Genomic DNA, 13,531 nt, shown 5'->3' with positions numbered 1-13,531 from the left:
CGTGGAAGGTGCCGAACGATATCACATCAGCCGGGCAGTCCCGCCACGTCGCTGCATAGCTGCTCGACGAGCTCCGCAAGCGGACGTGCGCCGTCGACGCGGACAACCGGGCAGGGCAGACTGGCAAGCCACGCATCGTCTTTCGGAAGACTGCGGCCTTCGCGATCCCCGGCTTCGTAGTGCGAAGCCCACTCGACGAACGACTCCGTCTCCTCATGACGCCAGCCGCCGGGCGCGACGGCATCGGCGCCGAAATGAGCAGCTTCGCGGGCGCGCAGGCGCTGCAAGCGAAGCTTACTCGGCGTTGACACGAAGACGACGAGATCGAACAACGTGACGAGTTCGTCGCCCCAGCCGGTGACGGTTCCGCTCAGGATCCAATCGAGACGCGGCAGGAACATCTCGCGCATCAGGCGCAGCCGATCGGCGGCAGGGCGCGTCGTCTGGTAGGGCGGAACGGTCGGCAGCCAGAAATAATCGTCGGTGTCGTGATGCGGCAGCGCCAGCCGGCCCGCGAGCGCGCGGCCGAGCGTCGTCACGCCGGAGCCCGAAGCTCCCATCAGATGGATGCGGTGGCTCTTCATCGGTGTTGCCGGAAGATCTGAAATTACTGCCCCGACGGCGTGCGCAGGCCGTGCCAGGCGTCGCGCACCTGGTGGTAATGCACCTCGGGCAGATAGTCTGGGGTGTTCAGGCTCAGCGTCTTGACGTCGAGATGGCCGACGGCGCTGAGCAGCGTGTAGGAGGCGATGACGCGGTCGCGCAACGCGCCGATCAGACGGGCCCGGGCCTGGATCAGATCGGCCTGCGAGTTCAGCACGTCGACCGTGGTGCGCTGGCCGCCGGCGGCCTCGCGCTGCACGCCCTGGAGCGCGACGGTCGCGGCCTTCACCTCGGACTCCGAGGCCGAGACCGCGATCTTGGCGCCTTCATTGGCGACCCAGGCGCTCACCGCGGCCGTGCGGGCCTGATTGCGCACCTGATCGAGTACGAGCCGGCTCTGCGCCGTGACTTCCTTGGCCTGCCGGGTTTGTGACGCGGCCTGGCCGCCGTCATAGATCGGCGCGGTGACGTTGGCGACGATCGAGGCCTGGTCGGTGCCGAAAGTACCGAGCGTCTGGTCGCTGTCGCGGCTGCGGCTGACGCTGCCCTGGAGGCTGGCGCTCGGCAGCAGCGCGCCTTCGGCGACGCGGATATTGGTCGAGGCGACGTCGACGTCGAAGCCGGCTGCCATCACCGCCGGGTGCTCGCGGATCGCCATCGCGATCGAATCCTCGCGGTTTTTCGGCAAATAGCGATCGACCACTTCGGCGGGGCGAAGCGCGGAGGGCGCATTGCCGATCACCTGGGAATAGGTCGCCTGGCTCACTGCGAGCGCGACTTCGGCGGCGTTGAGATCGGCAAGGCCGCGATTGAGGCGCGCCTCGGCCTGGGCGCTATCGGTCGGGGTGACGTCGCCGGCGTTGAGGCGGCGTTGGGTGATGGCGAGCGTCTCGCGCAGGAAGGCGACGTTGGAGCGCTGCGCCTCGACCAGCGACTGGTTCGCGAGCACGTTGGTGTAGGCGGTGACGGCGTCAAGCAGGACGCCCTGGCCGACATTGCGCAGCGCCTCGCGGCCGGACTGCACCTGGAGTTCCGCGACCCGCACGCTGTTGGCGGTGCGGAAGCCGTTGAACAGGGTTTGCGACACCGTGACCCCGATCGTCCAGGGTTTCAGCGTTGCGGTCTGGATGGTGTTGTCCGGCAGCAGGTTGCGCACGGCCTGCAGGCCGGCGCTGAGGCTCGCCACGATTTGCGGCCGGTAACCGGCGAGCGCCTGCGGCACGTTCTCGTCGGTGGCGCGCTGCCTTGCGCGTTCGGCGTTGAGTTGCGGATTGGTCTGGTAGGCCTTGACCAGCGCCTCCGGCAGGGCCTCCGCAGAGGCCGCAGCAGGCAGTGCGCAACATAGCGCCAGCGTGGTCCATGTCGCCAGGACAGGACCCACGCCCGATTGACGCCGCGTCATCGCGCGCCCAGCTCTGGCGGTACGCCCAATCATGTAATCCCGCAAAACCCCGGCTGTCCGCCCCCGCCGACGGCGGCTCTCTTAACTGTTTACCCAGCGCCGGTCGCGCAGGCAAACTGCCGCGGAGGAAACCCCCATGAAATCCGTGCTTGTTGCAGGTGCGTCACAGGGGGCTGCGGGAATGGGGAGTAATCTTACACCAGCCTTACCCGTCCGTCGGCTTTACCGGTTCTTGTTCACCGGCTTGCGCTTCTCGATGAACGCGGCCATGCCCTCGGAACGGTCTTCGAGCGCGAAGGTCGCGTGGAACAGGTTGCGCTCGACGCTCATGCCCTCAGCGAGCGTCGTTTCGAAGGCACGGTTGACCGCTTCCTTGGCCATCGCCACCGCTGGTCGCGACATCGCGGCGATCTTCTCGGCGGCCGCCAACGTCTCGTCCATCAGCTTTTCGGCGGGCACGATGCGGCTGACGAGGCCACTGCGCTCGGCTTCCGCGGCGTCCATCATGCGGCCGGTGAGGCAGAGGTCCATCGCCTTGGACTTGCCGATCGCGCGGGTCAGGCGCTGGGTACCGCCGATGCCGGGAATGGTGCCGAGGGTGATTTCGGGCTGGCCGAACTTGGCGGTGTCGGCGGCGATGATGAAATCGCACATCATGGCGAGCTCGCAGCCGCCGCCGAGCGCGTAGCCGGCGACTGCGGCAATGGTCGGCTTGCGGCAGCGCGCGACGCGGTCGCCGCCGATCGCGGCGAAATCCTCGGAGAACATGTCGATGAAGCCCTTCGGCTGCATCTCCTTGATGTCGGCGCCGGCGGCAAAGGCCTTCTCGCTGCCGGTCACGACGATGCAACCGATGGCGTCATCGGCCTCGAGATCCTCGACGGCGGCGGCAATCTCGCGAAATACGCCGAAGGAGAGCGCGTTGAGCATCTTCGGCCGGTTCAGCTTGATGATGCCGACCGCGCCTTTGCTTTCGACGATGATGTGTTCGAACGTGCTCATGCTCCACCCACGCGTTTGATTGGGCGGGCAATGTGCCCGCTGGCGGGGTGGGCTTCAAGAGGGCCAAAAGCCACCAGGACGCGCGCAGGGCGCACGCCCCGACAAGGGGCCGGCAGGCCAAGAATTAGGTCAAGCTTCAGGCCATGAACATGCGCGCGGCGGAGGCCAGTGTCAGCAGCGTACCGACCCCGATGAAGATCTTGCCGATCAGGGAGCTCTGGTCCCAGGCCGAGCTCGGCTGGCTGCTCGCCATCACCGGTGCGGGACGCGGCTGTGCGTCGGTTGCGGCGATCACCGCTTTCTGCGCGGGCGGGTTGTCCTGCTGTAGGGCGCGGTCGAGGTCGTTGAGCTGGTCGGGCGCGACCACCTGGTTCTCGGCATTGGGAGCAGCGGTATTATCGGCTGCGGCCTGAACGTTGTCGTTGGCGCGGCCTGTCATTGCGGAAGCTGCAGCCGCAGGCGGCGGATCGGCGGGAGCGAGCTGCGCATTGGCATTGGCGACGTCCGGCGGCATCTGGTTCGAGGCCGGCACGTCGGTGCTGGCTTCTTTGCCAGCCTTGGTGCCAGTTTTGGCCTCGTCGGCCTGCGCCGTTGCGTCCGTCTGATCAGACTTTTTGGTCTTGTCGTCGGATTTCTGCGCCGTCTTGCTGTCGGTGTGGCGGCGAGACGAATGGCTCCGCGGCTTGGCCGGCTTGCTTGCTTCGGCCTGTTTGCTGTCGCTCGTGCTTGCGGCAGAATTCTGCGCGGCCTGCGCCGTCGCTCCAAACAGCAGCAATGATCCGGCCAGAATGACCAATGCCGCGCGTTCGCTGGCTTTCATCATGTTGACGATCTCCCCAATGCGCCCGTCCCGGGAGCGAACAGAGACCCTGGGGCATGACGACAGCGGGGCAAAAAATGGGAATCTTCGGGCCACACCGGGCAAAACCGGGGCAAACCGGTCGAGCGCGCCAGCCTGCCGGGTGCGGCAGGGACCGAACGGTGTTATGAGCCTGACGAAATTTCATGCGGTTGCTCCTGGCCGGGTTCAGAGGCGATCACGACTTCGTGATCGCTTTGGTCGTGGCGTAACAAATTGAAAGAGCGGCCGAATTGCAATGGTGAGGGGCGCGCGTGCGCGGACGTGAGGACGAGTGGACCGGCCTGATGCGGTCGGCCATGGCGGGCGATGATGCGGCGTATCATCGCCTGTTGAAGGCGGTCACCCCGGTGTTGCGCGCTGCAGCGAGGCGCGGCTTGGCGCGTGCCGGGCAGCCTCCCGACCAGGCCGAGGATATCGTGCAGGAGATTTTGTTGGCGGTGCATCTGAAGCGGCACACCTGGGACAGCGAAGCCCCCTTCGCGCCCTGGCTGTTCGCGATCGCGCGCAACAAGCTGATCGACGCGCTCAGACGCCGCGGCCGGCGCGTCTTCGTCAACATCGACGATTTCGTCGAAACGCTGCCCGGTGAGATGCCACAGGAGACGGCTTCGGCGAGTGAAGTCACGGCGCAGCTCAACACCTTGCCGCAGCGCCAGCGCGACGTGTTGCAGTCGATCGCGGTCGACAGCGCCTCGATCAAGGATACGGCGGCGAAATTCTCGATGAGCGAAGGTGCCGTGCGGGTCGCACTGCATCGGGGGCTTGCGGCCCTGACCGCCAAACTACGGGACCACTAGTCATGGATACCGATCAACTCATTCGCACGCTCGCCGCCGACAACACCCATCGCTCTTCGCGTGTCGGCGCGCTGCTGACCACGGGCCTCCTGGTGGCTGCACCGTTCTCGATCCTGATTTTTGCGACCTTCCTGGGCGTGCGGCCGGACGTGATGACGGCGATGCATAACCCGTTCTTCGACACGAAGTTCGCGGTCACTTTGTCGCTCGCGATCCCCGCGATCATCATCAGCCTGCATCTGTCGCGACCCGAAGCCCTGATGCGCGGCTGGGGCTGGCTCCTGCTGCTGCCCGTCGGGCTGCTCGCGGTCGCGATTGGCAGCGAGGCGATGATGGCGCCGGCCATGCCGATGACGATGCGACTCGTCGGCAAGAACTCGCGATGGTGCATGTTGGCGATCCCCGCGATGTCGCTGCCGCTGCTCGCGGGCGCATTGTTCGGCCTGCGCCATGGCGCACCGTCGCGCCCGGCGCTTGCCGGCGCGCTCGCCGGCCTGCTGTCGGCCGGACTCGCCGCCACGCTCTACGCCTCGCATTGCACCGACGACTCGCCGTTGTTCGTGGCGACCTGGTACACGATCGCGACCGCGGTCGTCACCGCGATCGGCGCGGCGGTGGGGTCGAGGGTGCTGAGGTATTAAGCCGCCGACGTCGTGTTCTGCATCCGCTGGAAGCGCAGCACTTGCTGTGCGGTGGAGCTGCGCAGGGCCTCGTAGGTATCGCGCAGCGTCAGCATGTCGGTCTGCGATCCGCCGGACAGCTTTTCGCGCATGGCGATGATTGCGCGCACGCTCGACCATTGCATGCCGGCGACCTTGGCGAGGATCATGACGCCCTCGGTGCGGCTCTCGATCATCATGTTCTCGGCGGTCTCGACCGTGACGCCGGCGAGCGCCGCGAGCCCCGCGTTCGTCTCGTCGAACTTGCCTTGCTCGGCGAAGGTCGCGATCTGGAATTCGGTAAGGCGGCCGTCATCGTGAAGTGACTTCACCAGTGCGCGCGCCATTTCGGTCTGCCGGGTCATGGCGGCGGCACGGACCCGCTGCGCCGCCTCCTGGACCACGCTCGACACCTCGTCTGCGAGTTCCGGATGGGCGGCCTCCAGCTTCCTACGCACGCTCAAGGAGGCCCTAGCGACCAGCTTCAGATAGTGATGTCGCGGCAGGTCGGGCCGCAGGCCGATGCAGGCGGCAAGATCGTCGTCGCGCTCGGCGCGGGTGACGAGGTCGGTGAGGCTACTCTCGGAGAGCTTTGCACCGGGATTGCTGACGGTCGACTGCACCACGTCTTCGTTGCCGCGCGTCACCAGCACGTCGGTCAGCGCCTCCGACAGCACCCGCCGCAGCGAGATCGCCTTGAGATGGGCCTGGCTCTTGTTGCGCGCGATCTCGATCAGGGTGGTATCGTCCAGCCGCTCCGACTTCGTCAGCACGGGGCCGGCGACCTCGATGAGCTCATCGAGCGCGAGCGTACGGATAATTTGCGGTGGCGCGGCCGCGATCGGTGCGAGGCGATCGGCGAGCAGCGCCTTGGCCGAGGTCTCGATCTGCCCGATCAGGCACTGGAAGACGTCGTCGAAAACCCGGACGTGGTCGTCGGAATAGTCCACGGCGTTGTTGATGAAGAGGTCGGTGACGCGGCGGAGCGTCTCGACCCGGCGCGCGACGGTGCCGTGCGCGAGCGCGGTCTGCAATTCCTCGAGCAAATTCTCGGATGACTTGACGGATGATCTCATAGCCCTGTCCTGGAGCGTTCGGTCCGGCAGCGTCGTCTCGCTGGCCGGCAGCAAATGAATTGGTCAGCTTGTGGCAATGCGGTTGCGCCCTTGCGCCTTGGCGGAATAGAGCGCGCTGTCGGCGCGCGCGAGAAACGTGTCGGCAGTATCAAGGTCGCGCAGCGTCACGACGCCGGCGGAAATCGTCACGTGCATGCCGGGCGAAAATGCGCTCCAGTCGAGCTCGGCGACGATGCTGCGCAGCCGGTCGAGCATGCGCGATGCGGCCTCGCTCGCGGTGCCGGGCAGCAGCAGCAGAAACTCCTCGCCGCCGTAGCGGCCGAAGCGGTCGTCGGGCCGGATGTTGGCGAAGATGGTGATGGCGAAGGTCCGCAGCACCTCGTCGCCGACGGGATGGCCGTAGGCGTCGTTGATGCGCTTGAACCAGTCGAGGTCGATCAGCGCAATGGCGCAAGGTGCGGACGACTGCCGCGACTTTTCGATCTCGGCGTCGAGAAGCCGCATGATGCAGCGGCGGTTGTAGGAGCCGGTGAGCTCGTCGAGCTCGGCGAGTTCCTCGATGCGGCGATAGGCGGCCTTCAACTCGATGCTGCGCCGGTACAGGATCTTTCGCAGCGTTGCGCCGAACAGGCCGAGAAAGGCGCACTGGCCGATCACCAGCACGAAGCACAGCATCGAGGCGATCCGCTGCAGCCGCGTCGCAACCGGCATGCCGATCGGCAGGTCGGAGCCGAGGAACACGGCCGCGAGCGCGACGGTCGCGAGCGCCCAGGTCAGCATCGCCTGGGCCGAGGTCATGCGCAGCGTGCCGAAGGCGAAGATCAGGAACAGCACGCTGATGAAGGCAATCCCGATCGTTGGCACCGACACCAGGAACATGAATTGCAGCGCCATATGCGCCGAGATCTGGAAGACGGTGAGATAATGGTCGTTGTGCCTGTCGCCAACGCCGGCCTCCGACATCACCGCGAAGATGCCGATGATCAGGAGGCCGCCGACCCAGAACAACGATGGAACGTTGATGTGAACGGCGCCATCATAGGCGTATAGCAACAGCACGAAGGCGCCGAGCGAGTAGCTCGCGACCTGGCCGATATACATCTGCCGGCGCTGCCGGACACGGCGCGCCAGCACCTCGGGCGCGGCCGCCTCGGGCGTGAGGACGATATCCGCGACCTCTGCGGCATTCCTCTCCGGAAAGGACGTCGCGGCCGTGCTCATGGTCCCGCCATTGGTGGATGTCAGCCGAAAAAATCTACGTGGCAAGCCTTTAGGTTTGGTATCCTTTTTGAACCGAATCCGAGGGGGACACTGCGCGGGGAGGGCTTCTGGCGGCGCGGAATTTTGCAGCCAGTTAGGCATCGCAGGCGATTATCGCGGACCAAAGCCGCCGCCGCGCGACATAAGGTGCACAGGGCCGTGTTATGAACCGGGCTCGGTCGGGCCGTCTGTGCCGGCCGCGGCAAGTCCGAAGAGAGTATTTCCGTATTATGTTACCGTTCTGGAGCGAAGCAGCCAACCGCCACGGGTGGGACGAGGAAATCGCGCGTATGTGGGGTAGATCACACAGGTCCCCGTATGACTGCGGTAGGTTGAACAATTTTGCACCTCCCGTCGAACCCTCCGCCGTATCGACCCGACCAACTTTGCGAGACGGCCATTGAGCGTGACACAGGCGGCTACGGACGAGGTCCTGATCGCCAGGATCGCCCAAGGCGACCGGCTCGCCATGCAGGTGCTGTACGGGCGGCACCATGTCAGGGTTTACAGGTTCGGGCTCAGGCTCGTGCGGGACGAGCAGACGGCGGAAGACCTCATCAGCGAGGTATTTCTCGATGTCTGGCGTCAGGCCGGCAAATTCGAGGGCCGGTCCGCTGTTTCCACCTGGCTCTTGGCAATTACCCGATTCAAGGCCCTGTCTGCGCTCCGGCGCCGCAAGGATTTTGAATTGGACGACGAAGCCGCCAACGCGATCGAGGATTCATCCGACGATCCCGAAACGGTGGTGCAGAAGAAGGATACCAGTGAAGCGTTGCGGGAGTGTCTGACGGGCCTCTCGCCGGACCATCGGGAAATCGTCGACCTCGTCTACTACCACGAGAAGTCCGTGGAAGAGGTGGCGGAGATCGTCGGGATCCCGGAGAACACGGTAAAGACGCGCCTCTTCTATGCGCGCAAGAAATTGGCCGAACTGCTGAAGGCAGCCGGCATTGAGCGAGGCTGGCCATGATGGCATTGAGCAAGAAGATGCTGGAGCGAGAGCCCGGTGAGATCGAGATGCTGCTGCCGTGGCATGCCGCCGGCACGCTGAATGCGCGCGATGCCCGCCGCGTCGAGGACGCGCTCGCCAGCGATCCGGAGCTCGCAAAACAATATGCGGCGATCCGCGGTGAATATGAAGAGACCATCCATCTGAACGAGAGCCTGGGTGCTCCGTCCGCCCGCGCCATGCAGAAGCTGTTTGCTGCGATCGACGCCGAGCCGGCGCGGGCGACCGGTTCGCTGCCGCTGCCGGCACGTGTTGCCACGTTCTTTGCCGGCCTGTCGCCGCGCACGCTGGCCTGGTCGGCGAGCTTGGGGGCCGTCGCGCTGGTGCTCCAGGCTGGCATCATCGGCGCCGTGCTGATGAAGACCCAGCCCTCGACCTTCCAGACCGCATCGCTCTCGACCGGCGCGCCGATCACGCGCGAGCTGGGCGCGGCTGCGCCTTCGCGGGCGCTGGTGCGCTTCACGCCCGAAGCGCGCGTCGCCGATATCACCGCGCTGCTCGACAGCTACCAGGCCTCGATCATCGGCGATGCCAAGGGCGGCATGTTCCGCCTCCAGTTCGACAAGGCGATGAGCCAGGACGAGCTCGCCGCGCTGCTCGGCAGGATGCAGCGCGAGAAGTTCGTCAATCTCGCCGTGGCGGCGCCTTAAACGCGCCCCTGCACCAATGACGCGCAAGTTCGAGAGTCAGTTGCGAGCCGGGGCCTACGCTTCGTCGGTCGGGGCGGCGCTCCTGCTCGCCTCCTGCCTCGGTATCGAGGTGGCGCACGCCCAGGCGATCATGCGCACGCCCACGATCAGCGTTCCCTCGCGCACGCCGACCATCTCTCCCACCGTCGCTGCGCGGGCGGTGAGCGTTGATCGCGGTCCACGCACCATCACCACGACGACGGTCGCACGGGTTCCTTCGGCCCGGATGGGGCCGATGCCGGTGCTGCCCTACGCGCACTATTCGCCGAACCTCTACCCCTCATGCACGGCAGCCTATCGCGACGCCGACGGCGAATGCCTCGGGCAGCCGAACACGGGCGGTGACGGCGCCGGCAAGTCAGGCAAGAAGAGCGCCGGCAAAGGACGAGGTAACAAAACGCCTGTCGCCGTTGGCTCGCGTAGCTTCGCCAACGAATTCGTAGCCGAGATCGATGCGGCGCTGTCCGTGACCGAGGCCGACGAGCTGGCGCGCCGCCACGGCTTGACCCGCGTCTCTTCGGAGAATTTCCCGTTGATCGGGGCCACGGTTGGGCTGTTCCGCGTCGCGGACGGGCGGCCGTACGAGACGGTGCGGCGTGAATTTGCCGCCGACGGCAGCGTGCGCTCGCTTCAGCCGAACTTCCGCTACCTGCTTCAGGACCAGAAGCCGGCCATGCCGACCGAAGGCGATCCGGCCCAATATGCGTTGTCAAAGCTGCGCCTGCCACAGGCGCACACCCTGGCGCACGGCGCCAACGTCACGGTTGCCGTGATTGATTCCGGCATCGACGCCAAGCATCCCGAGCTCGCCAATTCCATCTCCGACAATTTCGACGCGCTCGGCAGCACCGAGGGCGCCCATGTTCATGGCACCGGCATCGCGGGCGCCATCGTGGCACATGCCAAGCTGATGGGCAGCGCGCCGGAAGCGCGCATCATCGCCATTCGTGCCTTCGGCGGCACCACCGGCAGCGCCGAGAGCTCGTCCTACATAATCCTGCGCTCGCTCAATTATGCCGCCGAGCACGGCGCCCAGATCGTCAATATGAGTTTTGCCGGTCCGAAGGACGCGGTGATCGAGCGCGCGATCGCGGCAACCGCTGCGCGCGGCCTGGTGCTGATCGCAGCCGCCGGCAATGCCGGCGCCAAGTCGCCGCCGCTCTATCCCGCTGCCAATCCCAATGTGATCGCGGTCAGCGCGACCGACCAGCAGGACAAGCTGTTCGCGGCGTCGAACCGCGGCAACTACATCGCGCTCGCCGCACCCGGGGTCGACATCTTCCTGCCGGCGCCGGACGGCAAATACCAGATGACGTCCGGTACCTCGTTCTCGGCGGCCTATGTCTCCGGCGTCGCGGCACTGCTGCTCGAGCGCAATTACACCCTGAAGCCTGAAGCCTTGCGCATGACGTTGGCGAAGACCGCGCGTGACCTCGGTTCACCCGGGCGTGATGATCTCTACGGCGACGGCGAGGCCGATGCGTTTGCCGCGGTGACGGCTGTTCCCGCCGACAGCGCGACGCCGGTCGCATCTGCCTCCGGTACAACTAAACGTGAAGATGCCGAGAAGCGCCGTGACGACCCCGGCGTCCGCGCGATCGCGCAGCCCTCGCTGTCAAGCGCGGACGATAAACCTGCGATTTCTCAGGCGGATAGGCCGGCGGCGCGATAGCGCCTGCGACAAGATTGCACGCAGGCCAAGGGTTAAAAATTCGGACGCCGCTTTTGAACGTTCAGCCAGCTGCCACGACCAAATTATGTGGGAGCGGTCATCCCTCCCCATCAGTCATATCAGGCGCGAGCGCCCATCCACCCCAAGCGCCCATATGGCTCGACCCGTCCGGTTGTCCCCCCGGACGGGTCTTTTCTTTTTGGGCGTCCGATTTCTTGAAGCGTGGTGCGGGATCAGCCTGCGGTTGAGCCCGCGTGTGGGATCGCTGTCAGGACTCGGCGTCAGCGCACGACAAGCCCGCTATGCTTGTGTGAAGCTTGACTCGCAAACCCCTGAAAACTCCGCACGACTACGGTATTTCATGACGAGAGCCGTGTCGTTGCTGGACAAGTCAAAACTTTTCCACAAAATATTCATGTCGCTTCTAAATTGATTCGTGTGCGTTGCGTCGCGTCCGTATTTTTCTCCTGACGGGCTGGTTCATGACACATCGCCAAGAGTCGGTTCGCGCCGCGGCTGCGGGCCGCGACGTTGCGGCACGTTGGTGCGCTCTCGCCGAGCAGCGGCTGGAGCATCTCTCCGAGATGTTCGAGACCGGACGCTGGCGCCGCTATCATTCCGAGCTCGCATTCCTCGAAAACATCCAGGAAGCCAAACGCGCGGTCCAGACCTGGCGCGCACTGGCGAATGGTGAGGACGTCGCCGCGGCCGCCGCGAGCGTGACTTCTGCATTCGGCTGGTCGCCGGCGACGATGCCGCGTGTGTTTCCGCGCGAGCAGGCCCAGACCGTGCAGCCGAAGGCGGTGCACATCGCGCCCGAGACCTCCGTTCCGGTCAGGCTCGAGCCCAAGGTAGACGTGCTCGCCGAAATCGTCGAGGCGCCGACTGCACCGGTCGCGCCGGCGGCTCCAATGATGCCGGCGGCTTCGACCGCGCCTGTGGCGTCGATCGCGTCTTTCTTGCAGACCTTCTCGCCGCCGGCCGATGAAATCGTCGCCGCCCCCGAGCGCGTCGTCGAATTCACCTTCAGCCTCGACGGTATCGAGGCAAAATACCCGCTGCTGCGGAATACGTTTTAGGGGCGGTGCCCGGCGGCCCGCCTACTGCCGCACCGCATTCCCGCCGACCACCACCTGCGCAAACCGTTGCGCACCCTCCACCGACAAGTCGGCCGTCACGGCACGGACGTGATCGAGGCCGACCACGGCGCCGCGCGGGGTTTCCGAGATCATGTTGTTGTTGACGAGCGCGGTGCCGGCGCCTGATACGACGGAGACGCCGACGCCCGCGAGCGCCTTGCGGATCACATTGCCCGAGATCACGACATCGCGCAGATATTTGCCCCAGCCGGCGACGATGCCGTAGGACGGCGCATTTTCGATCACATTGCCGGTCACCGACGTGTCAGCCTCGACATAGATGCCGATGCCGGCGTCGTCGTCCGGTGCGGTGCCGATCGGCCGCTTCGGGATCAGATTGCGGATGATGTTGCCCTGGACCACCGCGATGCGGCCGCCTTCGTTGAAATTGCAGACCGAGACACCGACGGCGGCGCCGTCCACGGTGTTGTTGGCGATCACCGCGGCCTCGAACGCGAACTCGGAATAGAGCGCGACCTCGCGGACGTCGCTGACGCTGTTGCCGGTGATGTGGATGTTGGAGGCCGAGTTGCCGCGCACCGCGGAGTAGTCGCAATTCCTGATACGGTTGCCGCGCACGATCACGTTGCCCGCGCGGAAGGCGTTGATGGCGTTGCCATACTGGCCGGAGCCGCCGGGACCAGCCTTGATGTCCTCGATGCGGTTGTCTGCCACCAGCGTGCCGTCATCGCCGATGGCGGTGCGCAGGATCTCGATGCCGTTGTCGTTGGTGCCGACAATGGTGTTGCGGGACACGCTGAGCCCCTTCGCGTCGAACGACACCACCGCCGTCACGGCGATGTTGGTGAAGATGTTGCCGGAGATGTCGCCGGAGACCTGCTCGAGCCAGATGCCGCTGCCGCCGGAGCCGGTGATCTCGCAATCGGCGATGCGGACGTCGCGGCCGGCAAGGATGTGGATCAGTCCGCGCCGCGTCGGCAGCGGAAAGCCGCCGCCGTCGAAGGTGAGGCCGCTGAGGCCGATCGCGTCAGAGCCGTCGCACTGGATCGCTGAGGCTCCGCCGGTGAAGACGAGTTTCGTCGCGCCGCGAACGCCGATCAGTTGCGCGCCATGCGGCAGCCGCAGCAGCCCGGTCCGGTAGATTCCGGGCGGCAGCGCCAGCGGCATCTGCGCGCGTGACGCTTCGTCGATGGCGCGCTGGAGCGCGCGCGTCTGATCTTCGCTGCTGCCGGGCCGCACGCCATATTGGGTTGCATCGCGGCCGAGCAGCGACGTCAGCGGCGCCGCGCGCGCGGCGTCGGCAGGCATGGCGAGTGCACCCGCGATGCCGGCGGTCGAAGCCCCGATGAGATGTCGGCGGTTGAGGTTCATGACGCGTCCTTCGGCGGACGCGGGAGGTG

At 65.9% G+C, this 13,531-nt stretch carries 13 protein-coding genes; 6 read left to right on the top strand and 7 right to left on the bottom strand.

From position 1 onward, the window contains the following. Positions 1-26 precede the first annotated feature (26 nt). From ACWAT4_RS27935 to ACWAT4_RS27920, 4 genes are all read right to left on the bottom strand, one after another. On the bottom strand, positions 27-584 hold the full coding sequence (locus ACWAT4_RS27935; protein WP_212447605.1) for a P-loop NTPase family protein: 558 nt from the start codon (positions 582-584) through the stop codon (positions 27-29). 23 nt (positions 585-607) lie between these two features. After that, on the bottom strand, positions 608-2,005 hold the full coding sequence (locus ACWAT4_RS27930; RefSeq protein ID WP_212300336.1) for a TolC family outer membrane protein: 1,398 nt from the start codon (positions 2,003-2,005) through the stop codon (positions 608-610). A gap of 222 nt (positions 2,006-2,227) precedes the next feature. Then, positions 2,228-3,007: an enoyl-CoA hydratase gene (locus tag ACWAT4_RS27925; RefSeq protein ID WP_449728589.1), complete on the bottom strand. Its 780-nt coding sequence runs from the start codon at positions 3,005-3,007 to the stop codon at positions 2,228-2,230. A 136-nt stretch (positions 3,008-3,143) separates the two neighbouring features. Next, positions 3,144-3,830, bottom strand: a complete 687-nt coding sequence (locus ACWAT4_RS27920) for a hypothetical protein (protein WP_212300338.1) — start codon at positions 3,828-3,830, stop codon at positions 3,144-3,146. 290 nt (positions 3,831-4,120) lie between these two features. On the opposite strand from ACWAT4_RS27920, the gene ACWAT4_RS27915 reads away from it, so the two are divergent. Together ACWAT4_RS27915 and ACWAT4_RS27910 are read left to right on the top strand one after the other, a co-directional pair. Next, the gene (locus ACWAT4_RS27915) at positions 4,121-4,666 is read left to right on the top strand and encodes a sigma-70 family RNA polymerase sigma factor (RefSeq protein WP_212300339.1); all 546 of its coding nucleotides are present in this window, start codon (positions 4,121-4,123) and stop codon (positions 4,664-4,666) included. 2 nt (positions 4,667-4,668) lie between these two features. After that, positions 4,669-5,307 (top strand): NrsF family protein, encoded by a 639-nt coding sequence (locus tag ACWAT4_RS27910; protein WP_449728588.1) that lies wholly within the window; start codon positions 4,669-4,671, stop codon positions 5,305-5,307. Here ACWAT4_RS27910 and ACWAT4_RS27905 read toward each other — a convergent pair. Further along, on the bottom strand, positions 5,304-6,401 hold the full coding sequence (locus ACWAT4_RS27905; protein ID WP_449728587.1) for a DUF2336 domain-containing protein: 1,098 nt from the start codon (positions 6,399-6,401) through the stop codon (positions 5,304-5,306). The two genes, ACWAT4_RS27910 and ACWAT4_RS27905, sit on opposite strands and share 4 nt — an antisense overlap. 63 nt (positions 6,402-6,464) lie before the next feature. Continuing rightward, positions 6,465-7,622 (bottom strand): GGDEF domain-containing protein, encoded by a 1,158-nt coding sequence (locus tag ACWAT4_RS27900; RefSeq protein WP_212300342.1) that lies wholly within the window; start codon positions 7,620-7,622, stop codon positions 6,465-6,467. Between the two features lie 439 nt (positions 7,623-8,061). On the opposite strand from ACWAT4_RS27900, the gene ACWAT4_RS27895 reads away from it, so the two are divergent. The 4 genes from ACWAT4_RS27895 to ACWAT4_RS27880 all read left to right on the top strand — a co-directional run bounded on the left by ACWAT4_RS27895 (position 8,062) and on the right by ACWAT4_RS27880 (position 12,110). Then, a complete protein-coding gene (locus tag ACWAT4_RS27895; protein ID WP_164938793.1) occupies positions 8,062-8,631 on the top strand; it encodes a sigma-70 family RNA polymerase sigma factor in 570 nt (189 codons plus the stop codon). Beyond that, complete coding sequence (locus tag ACWAT4_RS27890) at positions 8,628-9,320, top strand: hypothetical protein (RefSeq protein WP_212300343.1); 693 nt, start codon at positions 8,628-8,630, stop codon at positions 9,318-9,320. The genes ACWAT4_RS27895 and ACWAT4_RS27890 overlap by 4 nt, the downstream gene beginning before the upstream one ends. Before the next feature lie 16 nt (positions 9,321-9,336). Then, complete coding sequence (locus tag ACWAT4_RS27885; RefSeq protein WP_212300344.1) at positions 9,337-11,031, top strand: S8 family serine peptidase; 1,695 nt, start codon at positions 9,337-9,339, stop codon at positions 11,029-11,031. Positions 11,032-11,513: 482 nt separating this feature from the next. Beyond that, on the top strand, positions 11,514-12,110 hold the full coding sequence (locus ACWAT4_RS27880) for a TIGR03809 family protein (protein WP_212300345.1): 597 nt from the start codon (positions 11,514-11,516) through the stop codon (positions 12,108-12,110). 21 nt (positions 12,111-12,131) lie between these two features. Here the strand turns inward: ACWAT4_RS27880 and ACWAT4_RS27875 are convergent, their stop codons facing one another. Then, entirely contained in the window at positions 12,132-13,502 is a 1,371-nt protein-coding gene (locus ACWAT4_RS27875) for a TIGR03808 family TAT-translocated repetitive protein (RefSeq protein ID WP_212300346.1), read from the bottom strand. Between the last annotated feature and the right edge of the window lie 29 nt (positions 13,503-13,531).

It is taken from the genome of Bradyrhizobium sp. T-1 (genome assembly GCF_053592855.1).
This window is presented reverse-complemented; position numbering and strand designations above follow the sequence as displayed.

What these genes read in the sequence shown, in the direction of transcription:
- ACWAT4_RS27920 (WP_212300338.1), bottom strand. Translation starts at nt 3,830, where the DNA reads ATGATGAAAGCCAGCGAACGCGCGGCATTGGTCATTCTGGCCGGATCA.
- ACWAT4_RS27890 (WP_212300343.1), top strand. Translation starts at nt 8,628, where the DNA reads ATGATGGCATTGAGCAAGAAGATGCTGGAGCGAGAGCCCGGTGAGATC.
- ACWAT4_RS27930 (WP_212300336.1), bottom strand. Translation starts at nt 2,005, where the DNA reads ATGACGCGGCGTCAATCGGGCGTGGGTCCTGTCCTGGCGACATGGACC.
- ACWAT4_RS27880 (WP_212300345.1), top strand. Translation starts at nt 11,514, where the DNA reads ATGACACATCGCCAAGAGTCGGTTCGCGCCGCGGCTGCGGGCCGCGAC.
- ACWAT4_RS27900 (WP_212300342.1), bottom strand. Translation starts at nt 7,622, where the DNA reads ATGAGCACGGCCGCGACGTCCTTTCCGGAGAGGAATGCCGCAGAGGTC.
- ACWAT4_RS27905 (WP_449728587.1), bottom strand. Translation starts at nt 6,401, where the DNA reads ATGAGATCATCCGTCAAGTCATCCGAGAATTTGCTCGAGGAATTGCAG.
- ACWAT4_RS27935 (WP_212447605.1), bottom strand. Translation starts at nt 584, where the DNA reads ATGAAGAGCCACCGCATCCATCTGATGGGAGCTTCGGGCTCCGGCGTG.
- ACWAT4_RS27910 (WP_449728588.1), top strand. Translation starts at nt 4,669, where the DNA reads ATGGATACCGATCAACTCATTCGCACGCTCGCCGCCGACAACACCCAT.
- ACWAT4_RS27875 (WP_212300346.1), bottom strand. Translation starts at nt 13,502, where the DNA reads ATGAACCTCAACCGCCGACATCTCATCGGGGCTTCGACCGCCGGCATC.
- ACWAT4_RS27885 (WP_212300344.1), top strand. Translation starts at nt 9,337, where the DNA reads ATGACGCGCAAGTTCGAGAGTCAGTTGCGAGCCGGGGCCTACGCTTCG.
- ACWAT4_RS27925 (WP_449728589.1), bottom strand. Translation starts at nt 3,007, where the DNA reads ATGAGCACGTTCGAACACATCATCGTCGAAAGCAAAGGCGCGGTCGGC.